Source organism: Kitasatospora sp. MAP12-44 (assembly GCF_029892095.1).
In the GTDB taxonomy this organism is placed as follows: Bacteria; Actinomycetota; Actinomycetes; order Streptomycetales; family Streptomycetaceae; genus Kitasatospora.
Window position 1 is genome coordinate 1 of the sequence record NZ_JARZAE010000001.1, and the last position, 25,115, is coordinate 25,115.

Below are 25,115 nucleotides of genomic sequence, written 5' to 3' on the forward strand. Positions count from 1 at the left end.
AGAGAACAATAATTACCCGTTGGGAAAGTGGTTGTCGGAGCGCCGTACCGAGAATGCGGCCGGTGAGCTGGCGACATGGCGGGTCGAGCAGTTGGACGGCTTCGGGATGATCTGGTCCGTCTCCGACGCCCGGTTCGAGGCCGGCCTCGACTGGGCCCGCGTGTGGGCGAAGGGCCACGGCGGCAGCCTGGCGGCACCCGCTCGGGCCTCCGTCGGCGGCTACGCGATCGGCACGTGGCTCTCGGAGCTGAGGGCCGCGGCGCAGGTGCCGGCCGGGGAGCCAGGGGCACTCGCCCCGGAGCGGCGGGCCGCGCTCGAGGAGATCGACCCCTGGTGGTGCCCGAGTTGGCCCATTGTGTGGCAGCGCACCTACGCGGTCGCCAGGCAGTGGTGGCTGGAGACCGACGGGCAGGTCGACTGGACCGCGCTGCCTCAGGACACGGTGTTCGAGGGGGAGCAGCTCGGCCGGTGGGTGCTCGCGCAGCGGGCCGGGTGGCCGACTCTGGAGGAGGACCAGCGGGACCTGCTGGCGGCGATCGGGATCGAGGAGGACCAGGAGCTGGTGGCCGCGAAGCAGGCCGCCGAGGCGAAGCCGACGGTGTCCCGCACCGACCGGTTCCAGCAGGGTCTGGCGGCGCTGGCGCAGTTCGTGGAGCGGGAGCGCCACGCCAACGTCCGTCGCCCGCACAAGGAGCAGCTGGAGACGGTGGAGGCCGGGTCCGGAGGTGAGGACCAGGTCGTGGTGTCACAGGTAGCGCTGGGCACCTGGCTCAACAATCAGAAGGCCCGACGGTCCAAGTTGACGCCGGGTCAGCTCGCGCAGCTCGCCGAGTTCGGGGTGGAGTGGGCGTAGTTGGGCGACGTCGTGGTCGCCGACGTGGTGGTGGCGGCAAGGTACGTACTCGGGCGGGTCCGGCCCTGGATCGGCGGGGCTGTCCCCGGCGCGGAATCGCCTGTTGACGTGCCGAGACACCGTATTGGCATCGCCTCGATCGGCCTCGGTCCTCACAGTTTCAGCTGTTGAGGTTCTCGTTGCGGATCATGCGGCGGAGGCTGGTGCGGGCGGCGGTCAGGTCGTCTTCCAGGGTGGTGACGCGTTCTTGGAGTGCGGTGTTGTGGCTGGTGGCTTGTTGGAGTTGGTCGGCGAGTTGGTGGTTGTGGTGGGTGAGTTCGTCGACGCGGGCGGTGAGGTCGTGGGTGCTGAGGGCGTCGAGTTGGCGTCCGAGCTGGTGGCGTACGGCGGTGCGGGCCTGGTCGCGGTCTTGGCGTAGCTGCTTGATCTCCTGGCGGGCGAGTTCGAGCTCGGTGCGCGGTGCGGCTGTGGTGGAGGGGGCCGGGGTGGTTGCCGGTTGGGTGGGGATTGCTCTGGCGGCTTGGCGGTGCTGGGCGGCTTGGATGTGGGGGCGGATGGGGTCGGTGTAGGTGAGCCAGGTGGAGACGCGGGCGGTGCGGGCCACGGTGGTGTGGGTGACGGGGTGGTTGTCGCGTTCGAGGGTGGTGATGGCGTCGAGGGCGCGCTGGCGCTTGTCGGCGCTGATGCGGGCGCGGGCCTGGGCGAGGGGGGCTGGGTTGCCGTGGGGGTTCACTGCGGTCCGGTGGGGGTGTGGTTGACGACGGTCAGGGGCAGGAGTTGGCGGGGTGTGCCCGCTCTGGCCCGGCGCAGGACGGTGCTGGCTTCTTCGAGTTCGGCGCGTTCGTGGGCGGGCATGGCGGCGAGGTACCTGTTCATGCGGGTGACGACCTGTTCGAAGGCGGTGATCTGGGCGGTGAAGGCGGTGACGACGAATTCGGCGGCGTCCATCGCGAGGGCGGTTTCGCGGTCAGCGCGTAGTTCGTTGATGTGCTGTTCGATGGCAGGCAGGTATGAGGGGTCGGGGCGGTAGAAGCCGCAGCCGGCGCACTGGAAGCGGATCGGGCAGGAGCTGCCGCCGGCTTTGACGTTGCTGGGTTCGGTGCAGCCGCCGTAGGGGACGGCGACCTGGCGCAGTTGGTAGGCAGTGGTGGAGGCGGGGGCGGCCTGTCCGTGGCGGTCGACGACGTGGGCGCTGAGGGCGGTGACGGCGGCTTGCTTTCGCTTCAGGGAGACGTGGTAGTAGCGCTGGGTCATGGCGATGGACTTGTGGTCCATGAGCTCGCGCAGGACATCGACGGGGGTGCCGGCGTCAGCGTGGCGCTGGGCGTAGGAGTGGCGGAAGGCGTAGGGGTAGATGAGGGTGCGGTCGAAGGGCAGCGGGGTGCCGTGGGCGTCGACGCCCTCGGCGTCGAGCCGGGGGATGGAGGCGACCCACAGGCGCAGGGTCTCGCTGATGTAGCTGGAGGAGAGGTGGCCGGTCGGGCTTTTGTCGGTGAGGGCGGGGAAGAGGAAGCCGTCACCCGAGGCGGGCAGGTCGAGGTGGTTGCGGCGTTCTTGCCATTCGCGGATGGCCTGGGCGGTGGTGGCGGTGATGGGCAGGCGGCGCCGGTGGCGGCGGCGTTTGTGGTTGTCCCAGATGAGGGAGGTCTGGCCGCGGTCGGTCTCCAGACAGTCGCGGGATAGTGAGGCGACTTCCAGTGGCCTGCGGCCGGTGTCGCGCAGGACGGTGTAGACGGTGCGGTAGAGCAGGTGGAGGTCGGCTTCGGGGATGTCGCGGCGGCCTGTGACGTCGCCGTGGCCGATGGTGTCGAGGCGGGCGTCGAGTTGGCGGATGACCGATTCGGGGATGGCCTTGCCGATCTCGTCCTCGTTCTCGTCGTCGCGGCCGACGGTGTGGTGGACGGCATCTCTGCTGAAGGTCCCGGCGAGGTCGTCCAGGATGTCGGCGCGCCGCCCGTAGTCGATGAGCTGGAAGAAGCGGCCGGTGAGGGCGTTGCGGTGGGCGGAGCTGTAGGGGGTGCCGTCGAGTTTGAGGGCGGTGCGGAAGGCGTCGATGACGGCGCTCACATCGGCGAAGCGCAGGGTGGTCGGGTCGTGGCCGGCTCCCGGGCGCTGGGCCAGCGCCCGGGAGGCGATGGTGGTGGCGCGCAGGGTGCGGGTGAAGTCGTCGGTGCGGGGGCGTTCGGTGCTCGCCCAGAAGCGCAGCAGGCGGCGCAGCCAGGTCTGGTGGATGCTCTGGGCGAGGTCGATGGTGGCGTGGAGTTGGCGGGGGGCTTGGCCGCTGACGGCCCGTAGGCCGATTCTGCGCAGGTCGAGGATGTCCTCGTTGGGGGCCTGGCCGGTGAAGTCGTCGAAGGCGGTGCGAAGCGCGGTGTGGACGTGCTTGAGGGTGCGCTGGTAGGCGGCGTCCTTGGGGGCTGAGAGGGGGCGGGGTTCGTCGCAGAGCAGGGTGGTGGCGTCGGTGTGGTCGCGGACCAGGCTGCGGACGCTGCTCGGGTTCAAGACGTGGGCCCACTGGTCGGCCTGCTGCAGGGCGTAGAGGACTTCGCGGCGCACCAGGTCGGCCAGGGGCACGAGGCTGAACTGGTGGGCGGCAGTGTAGGGCGGCTGGTTCTTGGCCCATGTGGCGGCCGGGGTGCGGGTGGTTCGGTTGTCGCGGGTCCACAGGCGGGAGTGGAAGCCGCACAGCCCTCCGGCGGTGAAGGCGTGGCTGGGGCAGGCCGGCACCAGGCAGGGGATCTCGTCGGTGAAGGGGATGGCGATGTGGCTCCACCAGCGGTCCTCGTTGCCGCGGCGCTGGTGGTAGTGCCAGGTGCTGTAGTGCGTGCAGCACAGGTTGCGGCAGTGTTTGGGGCGCACGCACCGCACGCCGTCTCGGGTGACTGCGCAGCGGGCGGTTGTCAGGCCGTTGGGGGCCTTGTCGCGTTGGGGCACGTAGGTGGCGGCGAACTCCTCGGCCGCCAGGCCGGATGCCTTGTGGCGGTCGGTGCACATGGCGCAGAAGACGTTGCGGGCGTTGACGGTGAGGTCGCAGGCGGCTGTGCGGCAGACGGATGCGGTGGTGCGGGGGTTGTCGAGTTGGCCGGTGAACAGCCAGTGCTCTGGGTCCCACTCCCCTGCCCGCCACACGGGGTCCGTGTGCTCGGTGAGCCAGGCGGCCCAGGCGGCCGGGTCCGCTCCGCGCGGGAGCACCGCCCGGTCCGGGGCGGGCCTCGATACCGGTAGAGGCGGCGCGTCCGGCCGGATCGGCAGGAGGTACAGCTGCTCGGCGGCGGGCGGTGGTGTCACTGGTGCTCCCGGAGGGCTTCGAGGCGTTCGACCGCGGCGCGGGTCTCGGTGTCGTCGACGTGGCGGTAGCGCTCCATCGACAGCGGGGAGACGTGGCCGAGCAGGTACTGCACGACATCGCGGTCCACGCCGTCGCGAAGCCACGTGGTCGCGGCGGAGTGGCGCAGCATGTGCGGGCGCGCGGGGTGGCGGGCGGCGCGGGCGAGGCGGTCGAACATGTCCTTGGTGTTGGGGTAGGACATCGCCCGCCCGAGCGGTGGCCGGAACAGGTTCACGAACACCATGTCGCCGTCGGCGGCCTGGGGCACTGCGTCGCGCTCGTACCTGTAGTCGGTGTAGAGGGCGGTCAGGTCCGCGGTGACGGGGATCGTGCGGGGCTTGCGGGCCTTGGCCAGTGCCCGGTTAGGGTTGTCGGTGCGCCGGTGGATGTGAATGTGCGGGCCGTTGGTGGTGCAGCCGAGCGCGCGGGAGGAGGCGAGCAGGTGCATGTCCTGGCGGCGCAGCCCGAGCCCTTCACCGATCCGCACCCCGGTACAGGCGAGTAGGGCGATCAGGAACCGGTCCCGGGCCCGGGCGGCGATGCTGATCATGTGGGCGATCTGATCGGGGGTCAGGTTCTCGTAGCCGGGCTCGGTTATCCGGAAGCGGAACGCGGACGCACCCACGGTGCGGAACTGGTCTCCCTCCCCCGCGTCATAGCTGGCGGGGACGTGGACCAGGTACTTGGGCTGTGACAGCAGGCCGGCCACTCGGGGGGCGACCCAGCCGTTCGCGACACAGAACCGCAGGAAAGCGGCGATGGCCGTCATCACCGCGTTCGCCGTGTTCTGGGATCGGAAGACCGGCCTGTCCTGCCGCGGGCCACCGCCGCGGGGCGGCAACGGCTCGGTCACCAGCCACCGCTGGAAGCCCGACAGGGACAGGAAACTCGGAGCCCGCCAATCCAGCCGGCTCCCGGCGCAGTGGTTCAGGTACAGCGCGATGCGGCTGGCGTAGGCGCGTTCGGTGTTCGGTGACAGCCCACGGGAGCGGAGCGAGGCGATGAACGCCGTCGCCTCCAGATGCAGTTCCAACGTCGCACTGTCCGCGACCACCCACCGCACCGTGCCGGTGGCCGGGTCGATCGCCCGCTCCGCCGTGAACCATGGATCCATGCCGGGACCCTAGCCACCGCTGCCCTACTCAGCCGGTGGTTGACCGGGGTGTTCATCCCCGCAGGTGACATCCACACCAAACGTGCCTCACGCGCCGGCAGAGCCCTGTACCGGCACCCATCACCGCAGCTCAGCCCCAGACCAAACGTCACCAACGCCAAGGCCAGCTCTAGATAATATCGATGCCGAATGCGGATTCGGTGCTTCTCCAGGGCAGGGGCAGCATGGTCGATATCGTCCAGGCCATCGGCCGGGCCCTGCGGATGAAGCCCGGCGAGGGAAAGACCGCGAGCCTGATCGTGCCGGTCTTCCTCAAGGCCGGGGAGCAGCCCGGGGACATCCTGGAGTCGGACAGCTACGGTCCGCTTGTTCGAATCTTGTCGGCCTTGAGGTCACACGACGCCCGGGTGGTGGAGGCCCTGGCGGTGCCGCAGAAGTCGGGTAGGCGGACCACCGGGCGCGGTGCCGAGGCGGCTGCCTTGCCTGGTGAGGGTGGGTCAGGGGATGGTGGGGCGGGGGCGTTCACGCTGCCGGTGCGGTTCCAGGTGCCGGTCGATGCGGACGTGTTGGCGCTGTTCGTCTCCTCGCGGGTGCTGACGAGTGAGAGTCAGTTCTGGCGTGAGGGGATCGGCCATGCCCGGCGGTGGTTCGACGAGACCGGCGGACTCGATGTTCCCTATTCTGCGATGGTCGGCGAGTCGGGTAATTTCCCGCTCGGAAAATGGCTCTCGGACCGGCGTACCGAGCATTCAAGCGGTGAACTGGCACGACACCGGGTGATGATGCTCGATGACCTTGGGATGATCTGGTCCGTCAGCGATGCGCGGTTCGAGGCTGGCCTCGACTGGGCGCGCGTCTGGGCGAAGGGCCACGGTGGCTCTCTGGCCTGCCCAGCACGGGCATCGGTGGGTGGCTATGCGATTGGCACGTGGTTGTCAGAACTGCGTTCAGCGGCCCAGGTGCCGGTGGGCGAAGCGGGGGCTCTCACCCCGCGGCGGCGGGCCGCGTTGGAGGAGATCGACCCGTGGTGGTGCCCGGCGTGGCCGATCGTGTGGCAGCGCACCTACGCGGTCGCCCGGCAGTGGTGGCTGGAGTCCGACGGCTGCGTCGACTGGACCGTGCTGCCGGTGGACACGGTGTTCGAGGGCGAGCAGCTCGGCCGGTGGGCGAAGGCGCAGCGGGCCGGCTGGGCCGAGCTCGACCAGGAGCAGCAGGACCTGCTGTCAGCGATCGGCATCGAGGAGGACCAGGAGCTCGCCGCCGCGCGGGCGGCGGCTTGTCGCGCAGCAGTCGGCTGCGGTCGAGTTCGGCGGCGAGTTCCGCCGCGATGAGCCCTGCGTCCGTGGCCCGCTCGATCAGGTCCTGGAGTGGTTTGTTGAGGGCCAGACGCTCGGCAAGGACGTGCTCCAGGGCGAACAGGGAATGCGCGACGGCGACGGTGGCGAACTCGTACCGGTAGTAGGAGTGCCGGATGAGCTCGCGAGAGGTTTCCATCGCGCTCATGACATACATCGACGCGTCGCCGGGCAGAACCAGGTCGGCAACCAGGGCGTGCATGCCCGCATAGTCGAGAACGACGTCGTGGGCGCGCGGGTCCGGTACTGACAGAGGGAGCGGGCCGGGCGACGGCGACAGGGTATTCACCAGAGCAGTCTTGCCACCTGCAGGCTGTCGAGGCCATCGGATTTGCCCGGGGTGGCGTTTGGCGACCCGGACGTTCGACGCCATGCTCGACATCGCGGACTACCAGGCCATCGGCAACGAAGGCTCGGCGGCGGGCGGGCCGCCACATGTTCGCCCGCCAGGAGCTGTCCGCAGCCCGACCGGCTGGGGCGTCACAGGCACCGGAATACGCCGCCGCGTGCTCCATCTCGCACCGGGCGGATAGCAGGGCGTGGAGCGAGGTCGATCAGAAGCCCTCGGGCGGGGCGGCGCAGTCGACGTCCTCTCAGGGGCAGCACCGTATCGCCTGGGGTGTTTCATGTCGCTGCGAAGGCCGCCCAGGGGGGTGGAAATCCCTGTTCGGCTGCCTGGCGGCCTTTCAGCACCTCGACCATCGCGCCATACCGGCACTCGTCCAGCAGGCCCTTGAAGGGCCCATTCTGGAGGTCGGATTTCGTGAGAGATTGCCCGCTTTGCCGGAATTTCAATTTGATCTTGCCTTGCGGGCAGCTCGCGCCAACGTGAGATCCGAGCCAATAGATGCGCGCGGAGTGCAGCGTTCATAGCCACCGTCAGCCGGGCGGGAGAGTGGGCGTACTGCCGCCACTGCCCGATCGGAACGAGCGGTGGGGCCCGGACAGATGCCCGGCCCCGCTGCTCGCCCTCTCAGAAGTCACCCCGACCAACCAGTCAGGGAGCCATAAGTTCTTCCAGGAGCGTCTCCAGCTCCTCTTCGGTACATCCAGCCCGAAGGGTCGCGGCCCAATCCACCGCGGTGGCCCCCAGTTGGCTGACTCGGCTGCGCGCGTCAGTCAACTGCGCCGAGGCGTCGGGACGCTGCTTCGGCACATCCGCCGGCGGAATCTCGCCCTCGTTGAGGGCTGGGGTGGAAACGCCGTTTCCACCCTCGGTCGAAGCATCTCGCGATCGCCGTGGTGGGGTGGAAACGGCGTTTCCACCTGCGGCCGTACGAAGGTTCCTGGGAGTGCGTCGCTCTTCCAGCGCCTCCTCGACTGCCTGGCCCTGCTGCTCCTGCGGCAGCCGCCCGGCGGCACGGGCGACCTCGACGGGGACTTCCTTTGCTTCAACGGCTTGTTGGAGCTCGGGTGTCAGGTTGAGGAGCGCCAGGCGCTGGGATACCCAGACGTGGGACTTGCCGAGGCGCTTGGCGACCTGTCGTTGCGAACCGTGGACAGTGACCAGCCGTTCGAGGGCCTTGGCTTGGTCGAGCGGTTCGATCTCGACGTGCTGAACGGCAGCGACGAGAGCTGACTCCAGCATGTCGTCCGCGGTCTGCGCCTGGCTGTCGTCGATGTGGATGGGCAGGTCGTCGAGGCCCGCGAGGTTGGCGCCGGCCAGGCGTCGGTTTCCGTCGAGGACGACGTAGTCAGCGGCACCGATTCGGCCCTCTTGCTTGGGGTGCGCGTTCAGGAAGGCCGACCGGGTCACGACGGTCACCGGCTGGATGATGCCTCGGGCCTCGAGGCTGTCGGCCATCTCCTTGATCTCGGTGAGCGTCTCGCGGGGGTTGAACGGGTTGTGCGCGAGCTGGTCGAGTCGGGCCCGCCCAGTGGCCGCCGCCAGCGCAGTTTCGGCGTCCACGGGCCTTCCATCGAGGGCCGCGAGCGCTCGACCCCGCGCGCTGACGGGCTGCGGGGCAACCGCGTCGAAGGTGCTGGAGCCACCAAGCAGGGCGGCCTTGGAACGGCTGCTCATGACGTCAGCTCCCGCATGATCTGGCGCATGACGTGAGCCTGCTCGCTCTCAGGCGCGTAATCCAGCAATGGCTTGGTGACACGCACTGCCTCGCGCTGCTCGCGCAGGTCCTTGTTGATGGCGAGGACTCGGGGGGTGCCGAGGCTCTGCCACTTCTCCAGCGACGAGGTGGCAATGAAGCCACGGCGCGAGTCGTACTTGTTGACGACAAGGCCCAGCTGTTCGAGCATCAGGTCGTAGTCCGCCATGAGCGCGTTGATCTGCTTGACGAGCATGCCGTATGCCTTGGCGGAGCTGTCCTCTGCCTCCACGGGGATCACGACCCCCGACCTGCCGTCCACCTCGTCCTTGCGCTGCCGACCATAGAAGAGCGCCGCGTCCATAGCGAGGCCGAGACTGGGCGGGGAGTCGATGACGATCACGTCGTAGTCGGTCTCGGCTGCGGCGAGGGCGCGTTCGAGGACGGCGTGCCGGGGCCCACGGAACATGGCGAGGCCGGCGTCGAGCAGGAAGGCGTCAAAAGCCGCCGGGAGGACGTGCAGGCGCCCTCCGAACCGGTCCCCGGGAATGATGACGGCCAATTCTTGGATGGTCTTGCGGGCCTTGTCGCGCTCGAGCATGTGCGTCACCAGGCTCTCCTCACCCGCGTCGATGGCGGGGATGTCGAGCTGGTGGCTGAGGTGGCCCTGCGGGTCGTAGTCAATGAGGAGGACACGTTGGCCGTCCTCAGCGAATGCCTGAGCGACGCCGGCCGACACGGCGGTTTTGCCGACGCCGCCCTTCTGATTGGCCATGATGATTCGCCGAACCGGCTGGTCAATGGTCTGGGGTTCGTCGGTTGCGTGCCGATCCAACCAGAGTCGGACGGCTTGGGCGAGCCCTTGGATGTAGGAGACCCCGCGACCGACGCAGTCCTCCTTGAAGCCGTCGTAGAGGCCCTCAGGAAGCCACGTTCCGAACGAGTCAGCGCCTGCGGTGTCGATGGTCGGCAGGAGATCGGTGTGGGCTTGCCAAGTAGCAATGCCGTCGGCGACGGCGTCCTGGACGTCGATGCCCAACTGCGCTGCGCGGACCTTGAGGTCTTGACGGAGGGATGCGGGGAGCTTCGACGTTAGCTTTTCCCGCTCACCTCCCAAGTATGGGGATGCCATGGCGTCAGCATACTGACGCGACGAGGCGGATTGGCAAATCACCTCGGCGTGTCGCTCCGTCAAGAACCGTCCGGCGTAGCACTTCGCAATTCAGAGCCTGAGGACATAGACACGGGGCCGCAGCGGGGGGAGGGTGGAAACGCCGTTTCCACCCTCCCCCGTCCCATCCAGCTCAGACACGCACCGCAGGCAGGCATCGTGCCGTCACCCCAGGCGATGCCGGACGAGGCTCAGCCGGGAAGGACCCGGCCGCCGGTTCACCGGTCAGCCCGGCCTCGCTCCAAGCCAACCTCGCCAACGCCCAGGCCCGCAACACCCGGCTGAGCGCCCTAATCGAGCAGTTGGAGAAGCGGCTGTCGCAGGCCCTGCGGGCATGCCTGGCGAGAGTCGGGCCTGGGCGCCCCGACCGACATCGACGAGCTGCAGCGGACGATCACCATGCTGGAGCAGAAGAGCGTCGAGCTCACCGCCGTATTGGAGGAGGCCCGGGCCGAGCTCGTTGCCGCGCGGGAGGCGAACCGTGATCTGACCCGGGCCCTCGACCAGCGCGGCAGACCCGGAGCGCTGGCCCCTGCCCATGAAACGGAAGCGCGGGGTCCGGCGTCGTGGACCAGGCCACCCCGCCGCCGTCCACGAGCGGGGCTGTCGGCCAGCCTTGGCTGCTTCGGGCTGTCGGGGCTGGGAGCGATGATGCGGTGCACGTGGTCCTCCGTCAGGCTGGGCTACGGGAGGGTGAGCTGGTTCTCGTCGACCGGGCTCAGGTCGTCGTCGTGGGCGCGGGCGTACTGGGGCCACCTGCGGATGTTCGCGCAGTTCCTGAACAGCCTGGACCAGATCCCCGAGGACCTGGACGGCCTGACCACGGCCACGCTGAAACGCTGGCGCGCCCGGCACACCGGCACGGTCGCCGGGGCCCGGACCCTGACCGCGGTGCGGGCCCTGCAGCGCAGGGACGGCCGGATCGATGCGGCCCGGCCGGGGAGGAGCTCGCCCGCCGAATCGTCGTGCCCGCTTCCGACAGGCGGGCACTCGGGGAGGCGGAGCGCGAGCGGGTGGTTCTCGCTGCCCGGCGGCAGTTCCGGGCCGCGTGGACAGTCCGGCGGGCGCAGGCTGCTGCCGGTCGAGCAGGGTGCGGATTTCCGCCAGCCTCCCGGCGATGACGTCCCGGCTCCCCGGCCTGCCCGCCGCGCCTTGGGCGCCGGCGGTCTGACGTTCTCCGACCTGGACCGGCAGATCTGACCCGCGCGACATTGGAGCCGGTGGTGCGCGTGGAGGGGAAGCTGGGCGGAGCTCGGCGTCAGAGGGTGGCCGCCGATCGAATGACGGCAACCGCTCCGAGACCGTCTGACCGCCCCGTTTACACGCACTGACGATCCTCTTCGGCGGGCACCGCTTGTGGCGCAGCTCGCGGGCAGCCTCGGCTGCCACTTGTCGAACAGCGGCAGGGAGCGGGAGGGACTGGCGGGACTGGAGTTGGCGAAGGCGGCCGTGGCGCGGCGCAGTTCCCTGCGGTGGGCGATGTTCGTCTGCCTTGCCGTCCTCGCTGTCGGTGCTCTGACCACCTTGGAGGTCATCACCGGCGAGCCGGTCGGCTTCATTGCCTCGGCCATCGTGAGCGTCATCATCGCCGTGATCGGCCTGGTCCGCGCCCAGAAAGCGCTTCTGGGCGGGTGTTGGGCCCGAGCCGGTCGGCGTCAGTCGAGCCCGAGCTCGGCGAGCCGGTCGAGCTGAGCTTCGGTCGGTTTCGCCCGCCGACCCGTCCGTTCGAGGGCCGGGTCGCGAGCCGGGCGGAACCGGCCATACCTCTGTACGAACGCGCCAACCGTGTCGCCATGTGGCGGGTGTGGCAGGTGTGGTGATCGCCGGGGATAGCGTCCTCGCGTCTGCCGCGTTGTCTCGGGCAGGGGGCCCAAGACGGGGACTTGACCGTCAGCGGCGTGGACCGGAAGGTCGCAGAATCGCACGGCTTCAAGGTGGTCACCGATCCGAACGGCAGCCAGCACGCGGTGCCCACCGCCTCGGCGATCAACCGGGACGGCAGCCCGTACACATCGAAGATCCATCCCGACGACTCTGTCGAGGGGAGCTGCGGCGACTCCTACCTCTGGATCCACCCGGACGGCGGCTACGTCTCGGAGATCGAGACGGGCTTCGACCTCGACCAGGGCGCCGTCGCCTACCACTGGCAGGTCAACAGGTCCGACAACTGGGGCTCGGACTCCTACTCATGGGGCGGTGGCCTTGGAGTGGACGAGGAGTGGCACGGTGAGTGGGACGTGCACGGCGGTGGGCCGGGGTATGAGACCGCCGGTGTCGTGCCCTCCAGCGACGTGTTGCTGTGGGACGGGGAGACCTGCTCCAGCGGTGGTCCCAGCGACCACGAATTCATCTTCTGATCGGGGAATTACCGCATGGTAGCGATGTCGAGCACGCCGTGGTCGGTGGTCTTGGACTACTCCCATGACCTGGCCTTCGTGCTGGCCGTCCGCGACGCGCTCGGCATCGCCGATCCGCTCGGCCTGCCGGCCGTCCACCCCCCGCAGGCAGTGGTCATCGCCTCTGCGCTACAGGCCGACAGCGAGCTCGATGCGCAATGGCAGCGCTGGTGGGAGCGTGCCCTGCCCTTCACCGAACAGGCGAATTCCGAGCATCAGCCGCTGCCGGACGGCCCGCTTGGCCACGTCGTCGGGGAGAATCTCGGCGCGCTCCGGCTGTGGAGCGCGGAGCGAAAGCGCGAGGTCGCGCAAGCCGGTAAGCCCACCCGCGGCACCCCGCGCCTCAGGGACGTACTGCGCGATCACGAGCAGAGCACGGGACTGCCTCTGGGGGGATTCCGACTGCGGGTGACCGCCCTGCCCCTCGCCGGCCCCGTCTTCCTCCCACTCGACAGCAACCGCATCGTCGTCAGCATCACTCTGCTGCAAGACCGCACGAACTACCACAGGCACCTACTGGAACACGTCGCCCCGACCGCAAGCTGAACATGACTGCCAGTCGGCTCGTGCGCAACTGAACGAGAGCACGGTTGCTTGAGGGTGCCATTACGTCCTCATCAGCGCCATCCTGCTCTTCACCGACAACGGCGACGGTGAGAGCAACGACGTGGCCGCCCCGTGCTTCTACGGATGTGAAGCACCACGGGGCAGGCGGCCGGTCCGTTGTCGGTGCCATCAGCACAGGTGTCCTGCTCGAAGTCGGGCAGGTCGAAGTGCGTGATCCGGGCGGCATCCAGGCCTGCGTCGACGAGGAGCCGGGCCTCGCGGACGTTGCGGACGAAGATCCGTGGCGGATCCCGAGGTCGGGGAGACGGAGCTGACGATTGGAGCGGGCACGCGGGTACACCTTCCGAGGGGTCTGTCCTCGGGCTGACCGGGGGACAGGTGCGGGCCGTGGCAGGTCGAGCAGGCGCCGACCGGGCAGGCGGCCTGGGTGCCCGGTCAGATGGAGGGGGGAGCGACTCGGGTGTACGCGTCCGCGGCGCTGGAGCCGCCGGGAGTGACGACGGTGACGTCGACCGTCCCGGCGAGTCCGGGCGGGGCGTCGGCGACGATGACGCTGTCGGAGACGACAGTGAACGCGGCGGGCGCGGTGCCGAAGAACACGGTGGTCGCCTGGGCGAGGTTGGCACCGGTCAGGGTGACGGTGTTCCCGCCCGAGGTGGGCCCCTGGTCCGGGCTGAGGTTTGCGATGGTGGGTACCGCCAGGTAGCCGTAGGAGGCCGGGTTGCTCGTCCCGCCAGCGGTACTGACGGTGACGGCGACCGGCCCGGCGGCTCCCGCAGGGGCCACGGCGGTGATCTGGGTGTCGGAGACCACCGTGAAGGCACCGGCAGCAGTGGTCGCGAAGTGCACCGCAGTGGCCTCGATGAGGTGGGCACCGGTGAGGCTGACCGTGTTCCCACCCGACAGCGGACCTGAGGCCGGGGTGACGCCGGCGAGGAACGGAGTGTTGACGTAGAAGTAGGAGCTGACGAGTGTGCTCGTGCCGCCCGGGGTGATAACGGTGACATCCACCGGCCCGGCGATCGCGGCGGGGACCACGGCGGTGATCTGGGTCGGCGACAGAACTGTGAAGGAGGTCGCTGGGGTTGCACCGAAGGTGACCCCGGTGGCTCCGGCGAGGTTGGCACCGGTCAGGGTGACGGTGTTCCCGCCCGAGGTGGGTCCCTGGTTCGGGCCGACGCCGCTCAGGGTGGGGGCCGCGGAGTAGGTGTAGGGGATCCCATTGCTGGTGCCGCCGGATGTGGTGGCGGTGACCTGCTCGGTGCCGGAGCCGGCCGGGGCGACGGCCGTGATGTGGGTGTCCGAGACGACGGTGACGGAGCTTGCCGCAGTGGCGCCGAACCGTACCGCACTGGCGGTGGCCAGTCCCGTGCCGGTCAAGGTGACCGTGGTGCCGCCGACTGCCGGGCCTGAAGCCGGACTGACCGAGGTAAGGACCGGCAGCGGTGCCGACACGTAGGTGAAGGACACTGCGTTGCTGGTGCCCCCGGACGTGGTGACCGTGACCTGGGCAACGCCAGACCCCGCAGGTGTGGTCGCGGTGATCTGCGTGCTGGAGTTGACGGTGAAGGACGCTGCCGCCGTAGCGCCGAAGCGCACAGCAGTAGTACCGGTAAACCCTGTGCCGGTCAGAACGACTGTCGTACCGCCCACCGCCGGACCCGAACTCGGACTGACCGAGGCGAGCGTAGCCACGGATGTGGCGGTGTAGGTGAAGGTGACGAATTGGCTGCTGGTGCCACCCGGGGTGGTGACGGTGACCTGCACCGTGCCGGTCCCCGCAGGTGTGGTCGCGGTGATCTGCGTGCTGGAGTTGACGGTGAAGGATGCTGCCGCCGCAGCGCCGAAGCGCACGGCCGTAGCACCCGTGAACCCCGTACCGGTCACCGTGACGGTGCCCCCGCCCGAGGCGGATCCCGAGGTCGGGGAGACGGAGCTGACGATTGGAGCGGGCACGCGGGTACTCCTTCCGAGGGGTCTGTCCTCGGGCTGGCCGGGGGACAGGTGCGGGCCGTGGCAGGTCGAGCAGGCGCCGACCGGGCAGGGAAGGAGCGGCCCGGCCCGGTCGGCGTTTCAGCGATCGTCGCGCTGATCGGGCGTCAGCGGCCCGGGTGCCCGGTCAGATGCCGGGGCCGGCGACGTAGGTGAACGTGCCGGTGCCGGTGATGCTGCCACCAACGGAGGTGAGGGTCACGTCGACCGCACCGGCGGTCCCGGGCGGGGTGACGGCCACGACCTCGCTGTCGGAGATGACACTGAACGGCGCCGCGACACCGCCGAAGGTGATCGACTCGGTGGTCGTCAGGTTGGTGCCCGTGATGGTCACCGCGGTGCCGCCGGAGACCGGCCCAGAGGTCGGGAGCATGGAGGTGGCCGTGGGGGGGTCGATGTAGGTGTACGACAGCCCGTTGTTGGTGCCGCCCGCGGTGGTGACACTGACACCCACCGCCCCGGCCGCCGCGCCCGCCGGCACGACGACGGTCAACTGGCTGTCGCTGACCACGGTCGGGGTCGCGGAGGCGGTGCCGAAGTGCACGGCAGTCGCCGTGGACAACCCGGTTCCGTTGATGGTGACCGTGTTGCCGCCCGCGGTGACGCCGTTGAGGGGGCTCAGGGCGGACTTGAACGGCGCGCCGACGTAGAAGAACGCCAGCGGGTTGCTGGTCCCGCCCGGCGTGGTCACGGTGACGGGGACCGTGCCGGCCCCGGCCGGGGAGGTGACGGAGACCGAGGTCGCCGTGTTGGCGGTGATGGTGCCCAGGTTCGCGCCGAAGTGCACGGCGGTGGCGCCGCTGAGGCTCGTACCCGTGATGGTGACCGAGGTCCCGCCTCCGGTCGACCCCTGGTTGGGAGAAATGGGCATGGTGCTGCCTCCGTAGTGCGATGTGTGTGCGTGGGCATGACGAACCGGGACCGCACGGCCGCACTGGCCGCCGATGGGTCACGGGGCTTGCCTGGTGGAGCATTCGGCCGATCTGCGTTGGCCGGACCCGTCAGGTGCAGCCGAGCACGCTGGCTGACGGGGCGCAGTTGTCCGGAGCGTTACCGCTGACGGTGCTGGCCAGCATGGTCACTTGACCGGAGTTGACGTAGATGCCGCCGCCACTGGTGGCGGCGGTGTTGCCGGTGACGCCGCTGGCAGTCAGCGATACAGCGCCGTTGTCGGTGTAGATGCCGCCCCCGGCGACAGCGGTGTTGCCGGTGACAGAGCTGGAGATCAGGGAGACTGTGCCGCCCAGGTTGGCGATACCACCTCCCGGATAGGGAGCCGCGGCACTGCCCCCGCGGATGGTGACCCCCGCCATGCTCAGCCGGCCATTGGTCTCGGGCACATTGGCCGCCCCTTCGACCTGAAGGATCCGGAAGGCCGACGCGCCCGGGGCACGGGTGATGGTGCTCCCCAGCCCCAGCAAGGTGATCGGGGTGGTGATGGGCGGCAGTCCCACAGGGCCGGCGGGTTCGCTGCCGTGCGCCCCGGTCAGCGTGTAGGTGCAGCCCGGCATCAGTGCCAACGAGTCCCCACCGGCCGCATTGGCCGCATTGATCGCGTTCACCAGAGAAGTCTCGTTACACAGCACCGGAGTCAGGGCGCGCGCGGTCACGGGGACCCCGGCCAGCCCTGCGGTCAGGGCACAGACGCCGATGATGGATCGAAGGGTGCGGACAGTTCGCATGACGCCCCCCAGAGAGGTGGCGTGAGCCGCCGCACCAGCCAGAGCCCCCCGAAGGGGGTACCGGCTGGTGGATTCACGTCCTCAACGCGGGAGGGCGCCCACCGCGGCGCCAGAGCTGCGCCACCGCCTACACGATCAGACGGGATCGTCACGGTAGGCCAGCCGCCACTTCCCGGAGAAGGATGGGCAGCCCACCGGATTGGATGAAACCAGTAACCCATCGGGGTGACGATGCTGGCAAGAGCCTTGACGCCACATCACCCGATTGGCGGAGCGTGCGTCGTCCATGGCGCCGGGCCTGGTCTTCTTCAATGCGTCGGCGGTGGCGGGGATCGGCGCCGATCGGACTGCAACATCCGGTCGAAGTTCGATCGCGTGTCCAGGTGGACGGACCGGCAGGTCCAGGGCGTAGAGCCGGGGCGTGTGGGGGTGGTGGGGGCGCGTTCCGTCGGCTTGGCTGACGGCACTTGGCCCGGTGTGGGCCCGGGAGGAGCTCGGCGAGAAGCGTTCGCGGCTCCTTCGGTGGTCCCGGTTGCTCTCGTGGGCAGGGCGGGATCGAGTGTGCCGCGGATGCTCAATCCCGTACACAGCCTGGGGAGTCACGGCCGGGGGAATTCCGCTGCGAGAAGTTCGGTATCGACTTGTCAATCAGCGGCGGGTTCAACCACCGGACTATCCGCTAAGTGGTTTGACGATCGATAATGAAAGTTCTAAGACCTTATGCATCGAGTATGGTGACGCGAGATGCCATCGGAGCTCAATGCCCACAACTCGGCATCCCCAGTCGGGCACATTTGCATCGGATGAGCGTGAGGTGTCGAGTGAAGGTCATCATCGCCGGCGGCGGTGGATTTATTGGCAGCGTGATCGCGTCGATCTGTGGCAGCCACGGGCTTGATCCGGTAATTCTGGACACCCTCAGCGAGAGTCAGTTCGGGCTCTTTTCGGACTACCCGTACTACGAGGGTGAGATCACCGACGCCCTTCTGGTCGACCGTATCTTCAGAGAGCATCCTGACATTTTCGCGCTCTTCGACTGCTCGGAGCTCGCCGGGTACGCGGGCTCCGCGGATCGGCCGGTCACCCAGCGGCCCGGTGGGTTCGTCGGGGGAATCCAGTTCATCGGGTACGTCGTGCACAACGGCAACGCCCAGTTGCTCTCCGGCCCGATCTACCAGATCGCCACCGAGTTCGCCGTCAGTGATCAGCCCCCTGCCAGCCGTGCCGCGCCACGTCCCCGGAAGCCGAGGACCTGTCTGGAGGTGACGCGCGCGGAGGCGGCCGGCGGGAGCTCTCGCTGTGCTGGTTCGGAGTCGGCCACGACCGCCCACAACCACGCTCAGCAGTACAGATCCACTGGTTGGTGCACGCCCTCCAGCGGGTGACAGGGCGCGGTCGTGGCGATCTCGACGCTCAGCTGGTGCTCTTGCGCTGCGGGGGGTGGGTGCGAGGGGGGAGGGACCGTCGCGGGCCTGCCCCTGGCCGGCGGATCGTGGCCGCGAGGCAGTGGGACGTGCGGGTCTGGCGAAGGCCCGTGAGCAGGCTGACGAGTCGTCTGGGCGGGGTGAGCGTGCCATTGGTCGCGGGCCAGTGCTCCCAGGTGACCGGCTGGAGGACGTCCCCCGCAGACCCGGGGTCGTACGTGGGAGCAGGGTCGGGGTCGGGCACCTCGAGGCCTTGGCCTGGCAGCAGCAGACGTACTTCCGAGGGCATGGCCTTGCAGGTCGGGAAGGATCCCAGGGGGATCAGCCAGTAGCAGCGGTCAAAGCGGCTGTCGGCGAGGACCGGTCCGATCTCCTCCGGCTCGGGGGCCCGCAGGAGCTCTTCCAGCACGCGAGCGCCGGTGCTGTGCGACATGGCGATGGCATCCCAGCGGACTCCGCAGGGCACCGTGACGAGGTGCTTCGGGTCGGTGGCCCATCGGATGACGGCTCCGTCGCGTCGCTGGCGGCCGAGAGTGCCGGCCAGCCACAGTCCGGGGTGCATGGACGCCGCCTGCTCGGGCGTCATGGGGCGGCGGCGTCCAGTGGTGGGCAGTGGCATGTGACTCCGTTCTCCGCTGGGAACTGCAGGTCGGGTGGAGATGCTGTCGGGTACCGGGCCCGTCAGGGCCGAAGCCCCGCACCATGCCGGGCCGCGGCGATCACGCCATCGTTCGGCGGGATCCTTGAGCGGCCCGACTTGGACGTACATCTCGCCTGTAGAGCAACCTTCGGGGAATATGCCAAGCAGGTATGCCAGATACCATGAAAGCCCCCCAGATGGGCTAATCGGGATGCCGTATTCCCACCAGGGTCAGTCCCGGGTCATGTCGGCGAAGCGACTGTAATGACCCTGGAAGGAGACGGTGATCGTCGCTGTCGGCCCGTTGCGGTGCTTGGCGACGATGAGGTCGGCCTCCCCGGCGCGAGGGGAGTTCTTGTCGTAGATGTCCTCGCGGTGGAGCAGGATGACGATGTCGGCGTCCTGCTCCAGCGAGCCGCTCTCCCGCAGGTCGGAGATCACCGGCTTCTTGTCGGTGCGCTGCTCGGGGCCGCGGTTGAGCTGGGACAGTCCCACCACGGGGACGTCCAGTTGCTTGGCGAGCAGCTTGAGGTCGCGGGAGATGCCGGAGACCTCAAGCTGGCGCGACTCGGGGTTGTGTCCCACGGACTTCATGAGCTGGATGTAGTCGATGACGACCAGGCCGATGTCGTGCTGGCGCTTCATGCACCTCGCCTTCGCGGCGATGTCGACGACGCTCAGGTGATCGCTGTCGTCGATGAACAGCGGGGCACTCTCGTAGGCGGGGTAGTGGCGCGCGAAGCGGGACCAGTCGTCAGCACTCATCTCGCCGGACTTGAGGTGGTGGTGGGGGATGCGAGCGTGTGCGGACATGATCCGCTCCTCGATCTCCTCGCGGCTCATCTCCAGGGAGAACAGCACCGAGGGGATCTTGTTGTTGATCGAGCAGGCGCGGGTGAAGTCGACGGCCAGCGTCGACTTTCCCACCGCGGGGCGGGGCGGCAATGATGATGAACTGCCCACCGCGCAGGCCCTTCGTCAGGAAGTCCACGTCCGCGAAGCCGGTGGAGATGCCCTGGAGCCCGCCCTTCGCGTCCTTGCGGGCCTGGATACGGTCCGCGAGCGGCTCCGCCGTGGCGCGCAGCGGGCGGATCTCATCCATCGCGCGGTGGCCGACCACGTTGAAGAGCTGGGCCTGGGCCGCGTCGACCGCGTCGGCGGCGTTTCCCTCGCCGGCGAATCCCATGCCGGCGATTCGCACACCGGTCTCGCCCAGCCGCCGGAAGACGGCCCGCTCGGAGACGATGGCGGCGTAGTAGCTGGCGCTGCCACACGACATCGCGTTGTCAACGCAGCGGTGGAGGTACACAGCGCCTCCGACCCGGGCAAGGTCACCGCATCGGGCCAGCTCGGCCGCCACGGTGATCGGATCGGCAGGCTCGTCCTTCACGTAGAGGTCCAGGATCGCGCGGTGGATGGTGGTGTGTGCGGGGCGGTAGTAGTCCCCCGGGTTGAGGACCTCGATGATGTCGCTGATGACGTCTCGGGACAGCAACATCGCGCCGAGCGTGGCCATCTCGGCGAGGAGGTCGTGCGGCGGCACCCGCTCCAGGGCGCCCAGTTCGGCGAGAGGCTCCTGCCGGCCCCGCTCGCCACGGCCGGTGTCCCCGTACGGGCTTTCGGGCACCCCCGGGGCAGCCAGGTCGCCGTCGGTGATGTCCCTCTGCTGCTGCTGCGGGATAGTCATGATCAGAGCTCCTAGTGTGAGGGTCCTGCGCGGCGACGCGATGCGTCGTGGGGGCTTTGCGGCACCGGGTGCGCGCGTCAGCGCGCGGTGCGCGCCCGCCCCGGGTGGCATCGCGGACACAGCTCGACGAGGTCGCTGTCCAGGTCCGCGCTCACCACCGTGCGCATCATCAGGCTGAGTGGCTGTTCGCCGTGGTTGCAGATGCCGCACCAGTCCGGCAGCCGGTCCGAGCCCGGGGGACGGGCGGGGGCGGGCTGGTCGGTGCCGGTGTCGGCGCCCCCGTCGGCGAAGACGGCCTCGCGCAGCTCGAGGTTGCGCACGCGGTGCTGCAGGAGCGCGCGGTGGGCGCGCGGGGCGCTCTTGCCTTCCTCGTTGCGGATCAGCCACGAGCGCAGGGACAGGTCCAGTTGCCAACCGGAGTCCTGGGCGCTGGCCAGCAGTTCCGGGGCGAACTTGGCCGCGTCGAGTTTTCCGAAGGCCCACCTCCCGGGCAGGCGCCGCAGGAAGTCCGTCGCCGCCTGGATTCGCTGCGGATCCGGCGCGCGGTCGACGGTTGGCGTCGATGCTGACGTCGTGTCACATCCATGTCGAAACTGCGGTGGCACGGACGCGTGGCCTTGTGCGTGATGACTGCGGAAGGGGGAGGTAGTTCCTCCTCCCCCTGGGGGGTGTGGGGGGTGGGGGAGCGACGTGTTGGAAACCGCACCATCGGCCTGGCCTGCACAGATATCGGTCTCCGACGTGTCGCAGACCGCGTCATCGCTCTGCGACACGTCGGAAACCGCAGCATCGGCCTGAAGTGCACAGACGTTGGATTCCACCATGTCGGGGACCGTCTCGCGGTCCCCAGGTGTCGAAATCCGACCGGACGGCCTGACCTGCGCCGCAGCCGCCACCCCGAGCGCGACGTAGTGCGGGTTGTTGGCAGGGTTGCGGTAGACCCGGAAGACCCAGGCCGGGCGATCGGTGGTCTCGTCATAGCCGTCCCGCTCGTGGCTGACGTGGCCGGCCTGCTTCAGGCGCCCCAGGACGCCGCGCAGCCGGCTGGCGCCCATCTTCCAGCCGCTGCGCCTGAACTCCTCGGCGAGCGTGAGAATCCCCGACGGCTGGTCCGGGTCCCGCAGCAGCAGCCGGATCAGCACGCCGTAGTCCTCCGGTTGGAGGTCCGGCGAGTGCGCGAGCGCGAAGGGGATGACCACCTCCTCCGGGCTCTCCCACGCCCTTTGGACGGTGGACTGGCTGAACTCCGCGTCCGACATCTCCTTCACGCGCTCACCGCCCCGCCGAGGCGGCACCGACCGCCAGCGGCCCGGTGGTGTCGAGAGCGGCGCAGGGCTCGATGGACGTGAGGCCGTGAGTCGACGGGGTTCTCCTGTCAGTGAGGGGCGCCGCGGGGATCAGCGGCGAGCGCGAGGTCCGCTCGACGCGTCGGAGTCTCCCCGCCAGGTCACGACGTCTCATGCCGCCTGGGGCGTGCCGTCAGGTGCCGTGCGCGCTTGTCGCAACCGGCGCCCCTGTCGGCCGGCGATGGGCACGGGCCCGCCGTCGAACCGGGGGAGCAATGCTGGTGACCGCCGGCCTCGGGCACGGTGAGGAGGAGCGCCGTGTCGCCCTGCTGCGTGTCGTGCCCGCACAGGGCCGCGGCCTCGGCCAGCGCCTCCCTGGAGCGTGGGCGGGGACTTTTGCCGCCGGGACAGCGCCGGCGGGCGGTTCGGGTCGGGCGGGCCGTGCGGTCCATGGTGGCGACCAGGCACGGGCCGGCCACCGTCAGCGCGGCCCCGCGCGGCGCCAGAGTATGGCGGGCGATGACCGCGCCGCCGGCGGTGGTGGTGATCGACAGGTGCGGCTCGTCGAGCCGCTGGCGGACCTCGACCACTGCCCCGGCGAGGTCCTGCGGAACCGCGTAGAAGTTGCCGCGGAAGCTGACCAGCCCTTGGGAGTCAACGGTGCGCCGGGTGCAGACCCGGGCGGGGAAGGGCCGCGCGGGCAGGGCCAGCAGGGGCCTGGGGGCATGGGCAGGCAGGGTGCGGTCCTGGCCCCGTTGGGCGAGCTGGTCGAGACTGGCCTGTGCGGCCTGCACGCCCATGGCGCTGGGCATGGTGCGCCACCAGCGTTGGGTGAGGGAGCGGTGAGCCTGCTCCCGGTTGTCCAGGTCGCCCTTCGCGCGGATGGCGATCGTGGTGCCGTAGTACCGCGCCACGTCGGTGAAGGCGGCGGTCAGCCTGCCGGATCGCGCGGAGCACACGGGCGGCACGCGGCCGAACACCCAGCGACGGCCGGTGCCGCCCAGACATCGCATCGCTTGGTCCATCGCCTCGACGAAGTGAGGCAGTTCGCGGCTCTCGGCCAGCGTGCCGCGCCAGCGGCCCGACAGGGTGAGCGAGGTCAGCAGCACGTGGGCGCGGCTGCCGCAGTGCCAGTGGGCCGGAGGGGCGGGCAGTTCGAGCCAGTCGAAGCGCACGTCCTCGGTGACCTGGTGCTCGCCGGCCGCGCCGTACCCGTAGTCGTCCTGGCAGAGCCGGCAGCGCGGACGGGTCAGGTGCTCGCGCATGGCACGGGTGAAGGTCGAGTAGCCCCCGGTGTACCCCAGCGCCGCGACCTCGGCCTGAAGCACGGTCGCCTGCAGGTGCGGGTCGTCGTTGAGCCGCTGCTGGCAATACGCCGCGTACCGCAGGAACTCGTTGTCACCGCTCGCCCGGGTGCCCGCAATCCGCTGACCGGTGAGGTAGGACCTCACCGTCTTGCGGTCACGGCCCAGGCGCCGGCCGATCGCCGAGACGGACCAGCCCTGTCTGCGCAGGTCACACGCCTCTTCGTATTCCTCCGTGCTGAGCATCCAAACCCCTAACAGCCGAACTTCATCCGCATGAAAGGTCTCGAATTCGTGAAGACCCCCCAGCACAATGGGGAAACGTAGCATGAAGCAGGACAGATCACTCTGAAGAAAGGTTTACTCTCGACCATATGTACTGGGTAATTTGAGAGAGCATCACTGACGCGGGATCCGTCGATGTCAGGGAACCACGACGGGCATTCTCGCAGGGGGGGAGGATCACGATCCGAGAGATCGCCTGGGGAACCTCCGGAGCACAAAGAAATTGAATATCGAACGACGCCCGGATGCCGCACATGCCCGACGTTGAACTCCTCGTTGATGGGGCATGAGTTCAGTACCCGCAGACGACCTGGCCGCCTGGTCGCGAGAACCGATCTGCAGCTTCGGAAAGTGGCTGTTCGTCCCTGACAGACGGAATGCCGCAGGCGATGTGCGGACCGGCTATCTCACCTGCAACGGCGAGCGGGTGGTCCTGGCTCACTGCTCGCGCCTCCTGGCCGACCTCCTGCGGACGATCCGTCAACTTGAGCAGGACTTTGCCGCACAGTGCGGCGTCGACACGATGCCGGCACGGGCATGACCTCGCGGGTACAGGACCGGACATCCATACCCGCGTGCCGCGGGGCGACGAGCATGCGGAGCTGGCCATGTACGACCCGATAGGCGACCTCTTCTCCAACGGCGCCACCGTCTACAGCAGACGCGAGCACTACCCCCCGGTCCCGGCGCGTGAACACCCCGACTGGTACGACGCGGACACCGCCGCGGTGGGCACATGGCCCACCAATCCGACCGTCGAGACCATGGGCTCCTGGACGCCCGAGGCCCTCTTCGAGGAAGTCTTCGTCGAGCAGGCTCGGCCCTTCGGCGATGGACCAGCGGGTGCCTGCATCGACGTTCCGGCGGTTTCCCGCCACCGACGGCGTCCAGGCCGCGTGGCCCGCCCGTGGAACCAGATCGTCGCCAGCGCGGTCGGGGGGCTGAGCGCCGTCACGGTTGCCGCGGTCTGCCTGCTCGGCTGGATCTTCTCCTACGATCCGCTGCACGACCTCGCGTGCGGCCGGGTACCGCAGGGGCTGGCAGCCCTGTGGCCGCTCATCATCTACGGCCCGTGGTTCGTCAGTTGCCTCTCGGCCATCCGCGCGGCCATCGACGGGCGCCCACTGCGGCACTCCTGGATCGTGATGATCGTCTTCTCCAGCGGCGCGGCCGCCCTGTGCATCGCCAACGCCTCCCACACCGCCCTCAGCATGCTGGTCGCGGGCCTGCCCCCCATCACGGCCATGGTCTCCCTGCACCAGCTCGTGCGACAGCTCGATCGCGGTGACCAGGGTGAGCACCCGATCCGACCCCGGCTTCGCGGTGCGCCGACGGCCCAAGTGAGGACCCACGTCCGCCGCCGCGGGCGTGGCAGTGGCAGGTGACAGAGCCGGCGCCCGGTCGGCCCCGGTTCGGGCCCACCGGGCGCCGGCGCGTGCGGCCACTACACCAGCGGTGGAGCGTCGCCCCGTGGACCGGGACCTTCCTGGGCAGCGGACGAGGCCGGATGCCGCCGCTGCGGCGGGACCACGGACTCCGCCCCGCCCATGGCCGGCAGTACCAACCGGCAGGAGACGGTCTTGCTGCCATCCGCATGCGCCTCGCAGTGCCACGCACCGGCGATCTGTTCGATCAGCATCAACCCCCGCCCGTTCTCCTGGTCACTGGGCGCGATGGCGGCGCGGGGCACCCCGAGCGAGTGGCCCCGGGCGGCCAGGGACAGCGACGTCTCACTGCGGGCGACCGCGAGCCTGATCGGGAACTCGTCCAAGGCGTGCTGGATGGCGTTGGTCGCCAGTTCGCTGGCCAGGAGTTCGGCGTCGTCGCGAAGGTGCTCCAGCCGCCAGTCTCTCAGGGCCGCTGTGACCATGCGCCGTACCGGGCCCACCCACTCCGGCCGGGGTGGGAAGACCAGGACGCGCTGCTTCTCGCCGCCGTGCTCAGCCGCGCGGTGCGGCTCTGAATGGGTCATCGGCGTCACCTGGATCT

The 25,115-nt window shown here is 69.4% G+C and carries 20 protein-coding genes and 1 pseudogene; 8 read left to right on the forward strand and 13 right to left on the reverse strand.

The annotated features are described in order from the left end of the window. Window positions 1–853: helicase associated domain-containing protein (locus P3T34_RS00005; protein ID WP_280663833.1), on the forward strand; the 853-nt coding region annotated here is incomplete at its 5' end. Between the two features lie 160 nt (window positions 854–1,013). Here the strand turns inward: P3T34_RS00005 and P3T34_RS00010 are convergent. The 3 genes from P3T34_RS00010 to P3T34_RS00020 are packed head-to-tail and all read right to left on the reverse strand — an operon-like array spanning window position 1,014 to window position 5,295. Continuing rightward, window positions 1,014–1,586: a hypothetical protein gene (locus P3T34_RS00010; protein WP_280663834.1), complete on the reverse strand. Its 573-nt coding sequence runs from the start codon at window positions 1,584–1,586 to the stop codon at window positions 1,014–1,016. Further along, a complete protein-coding gene (locus tag P3T34_RS00015; protein WP_280663835.1) occupies window positions 1,583–4,141 on the reverse strand; it encodes a tyrosine-type recombinase/integrase in 2,559 nt (852 codons plus the stop codon). The genes P3T34_RS00010 and P3T34_RS00015 overlap by 4 nt, the downstream gene beginning before the upstream one ends. Beyond that, the gene (locus tag P3T34_RS00020; RefSeq protein ID WP_280663836.1) at window positions 4,138–5,295 is read right to left on the reverse strand and encodes a tyrosine-type recombinase/integrase; all 1,158 of its coding nucleotides are present in this window, start codon (window positions 5,293–5,295) and stop codon (window positions 4,138–4,140) included. The genes P3T34_RS00015 and P3T34_RS00020 overlap by 4 nt, the downstream gene beginning before the upstream one ends. 224 nt (window positions 5,296–5,519) lie before the next feature. Here P3T34_RS00020 and P3T34_RS00025 point away from each other — a divergent pair, with 224 nt between their 5' ends. After that, window positions 5,520–6,626, forward strand: coding sequence for a helicase associated domain-containing protein (locus tag P3T34_RS00025; RefSeq protein WP_280663837.1), 1,107 nt, complete (start codon window positions 5,520–5,522; stop codon window positions 6,624–6,626). A gap of 1,021 nt (window positions 6,627–7,647) precedes the next feature. On the opposite strand, the gene P3T34_RS00030 is transcribed toward P3T34_RS00025, so the two are convergent. Together P3T34_RS00030 and P3T34_RS00035 are read right to left on the reverse strand one after the other, a co-directional pair. Then, on the reverse strand, window positions 7,648–8,673 hold the full coding sequence (locus P3T34_RS00030) for a ParB/RepB/Spo0J family partition protein (RefSeq protein WP_280663838.1): 1,026 nt from the start codon (window positions 8,671–8,673) through the stop codon (window positions 7,648–7,650). Then, complete coding sequence (locus P3T34_RS00035) at window positions 8,670–9,824, reverse strand: ParA family protein (protein ID WP_280663839.1); 1,155 nt, start codon at window positions 9,822–9,824, stop codon at window positions 8,670–8,672. Before P3T34_RS00035 ends, P3T34_RS00030 begins: the two co-directional genes overlap by 4 nt. A 438-nt stretch (window positions 9,825–10,262) precedes the next feature. On the opposite strand from P3T34_RS00035, the gene P3T34_RS00040 reads away from it, so the two are divergent. From P3T34_RS00040 to P3T34_RS00055, 4 genes are all read left to right on the forward strand, one after another. Further along, on the forward strand, window positions 10,263–11,063 hold the full coding sequence (locus P3T34_RS00040; RefSeq protein WP_280663840.1) for a hypothetical protein: 801 nt from the start codon (window positions 10,263–10,265) through the stop codon (window positions 11,061–11,063). Window positions 11,064–11,219: 156 nt separating this feature from the next. Beyond that, a complete protein-coding gene (locus tag P3T34_RS00045) occupies window positions 11,220–11,555 on the forward strand; it encodes a hypothetical protein (RefSeq protein ID WP_280663841.1) in 336 nt (111 codons plus the stop codon). 206 nt (window positions 11,556–11,761) lie between these two features. Beyond that, entirely contained in the window at window positions 11,762–12,220 is a 459-nt protein-coding gene (locus P3T34_RS00050; RefSeq protein WP_280663842.1) for a hypothetical protein, read from the forward strand. A gap of 15 nt (window positions 12,221–12,235) precedes the next feature. Continuing rightward, the gene (locus P3T34_RS00055; protein WP_280663843.1) at window positions 12,236–12,805 is read left to right on the forward strand and encodes a hypothetical protein; all 570 of its coding nucleotides are present in this window, start codon (window positions 12,236–12,238) and stop codon (window positions 12,803–12,805) included. A 456-nt stretch (window positions 12,806–13,261) separates the two neighbouring features. Here the strand turns inward: P3T34_RS00055 and P3T34_RS00060 are convergent, their stop codons facing one another. The 3 genes from P3T34_RS00060 to P3T34_RS00070 all read right to left on the reverse strand — a co-directional run bounded on the left by P3T34_RS00060 (window position 13,262) and on the right by P3T34_RS00070 (window position 16,428). After that, window positions 13,262–14,782, reverse strand: a complete 1,521-nt coding sequence (locus P3T34_RS00060) for an IPT/TIG domain-containing protein (RefSeq protein ID WP_280663844.1) — start codon at window positions 14,780–14,782, stop codon at window positions 13,262–13,264. 163 nt (window positions 14,783–14,945) lie between these two features. After that, window positions 14,946–15,689 (reverse strand): IPT/TIG domain-containing protein, encoded by a 744-nt coding sequence (locus P3T34_RS00065; RefSeq protein WP_280663845.1) that lies wholly within the window; start codon window positions 15,687–15,689, stop codon window positions 14,946–14,948. A gap of 130 nt (window positions 15,690–15,819) precedes the next feature. Then, complete coding sequence (locus tag P3T34_RS00070) at window positions 15,820–16,428, reverse strand: hypothetical protein (protein WP_280663846.1); 609 nt, start codon at window positions 16,426–16,428, stop codon at window positions 15,820–15,822. A gap of 893 nt (window positions 16,429–17,321) precedes the next feature. Between P3T34_RS00070 and P3T34_RS00075 the strand changes: the two genes are divergently transcribed. Then, window positions 17,322–17,885: an NAD-dependent epimerase/dehydratase family protein gene (locus tag P3T34_RS00075; protein WP_280663847.1), complete on the forward strand. Its 564-nt coding sequence runs from the start codon at window positions 17,322–17,324 to the stop codon at window positions 17,883–17,885. A gap of 28 nt (window positions 17,886–17,913) precedes the next feature. Here P3T34_RS00075 and P3T34_RS00080 read toward each other — a convergent pair whose 3' ends face one another. The 4 genes and pseudogenes from P3T34_RS00080 to P3T34_RS00095 all read right to left on the reverse strand — a co-directional run bounded on the left by P3T34_RS00080 (window position 17,914) and on the right by P3T34_RS00095 (window position 23,087). Beyond that, the gene (locus P3T34_RS00080) at window positions 17,914–18,543 is read right to left on the reverse strand and encodes a hypothetical protein (RefSeq protein WP_280663848.1); all 630 of its coding nucleotides are present in this window, start codon (window positions 18,541–18,543) and stop codon (window positions 17,914–17,916) included. Between the two features lie 252 nt (window positions 18,544–18,795). Further along, a pseudogene (gene dnaB / locus P3T34_RS00085) lies at window positions 18,796–20,113 on the reverse strand (replicative DNA helicase); the annotation flags it as partial. A gap of 215 nt (window positions 20,114–20,328) precedes the next feature. Next, entirely contained in the window at window positions 20,329–21,519 is a 1,191-nt protein-coding gene (locus P3T34_RS00090; RefSeq protein ID WP_280663849.1) for a hypothetical protein, read from the reverse strand. 179 nt (window positions 21,520–21,698) lie between these two features. Continuing rightward, window positions 21,699–23,087: an IS21 family transposase gene (locus tag P3T34_RS00095; RefSeq protein WP_280663850.1), complete on the reverse strand. Its 1,389-nt coding sequence runs from the start codon at window positions 23,085–23,087 to the stop codon at window positions 21,699–21,701. A gap of 647 nt (window positions 23,088–23,734) precedes the next feature. On the opposite strand from P3T34_RS00095, the gene P3T34_RS00100 reads away from it, so the two are divergent. Beyond that, on the forward strand, window positions 23,735–24,511 hold the full coding sequence (locus P3T34_RS00100; RefSeq protein WP_280663851.1) for a DUF2637 domain-containing protein: 777 nt from the start codon (window positions 23,735–23,737) through the stop codon (window positions 24,509–24,511). A gap of 59 nt (window positions 24,512–24,570) precedes the next feature. Here the strand turns inward: P3T34_RS00100 and P3T34_RS00105 are convergent, their stop codons facing one another. After that, window positions 24,571–25,098, reverse strand: coding sequence for an ATP-binding protein (locus tag P3T34_RS00105; RefSeq protein ID WP_280663852.1), 528 nt, complete (start codon window positions 25,096–25,098; stop codon window positions 24,571–24,573). Between the last annotated feature and the right edge of the window lie 17 nt (window positions 25,099–25,115).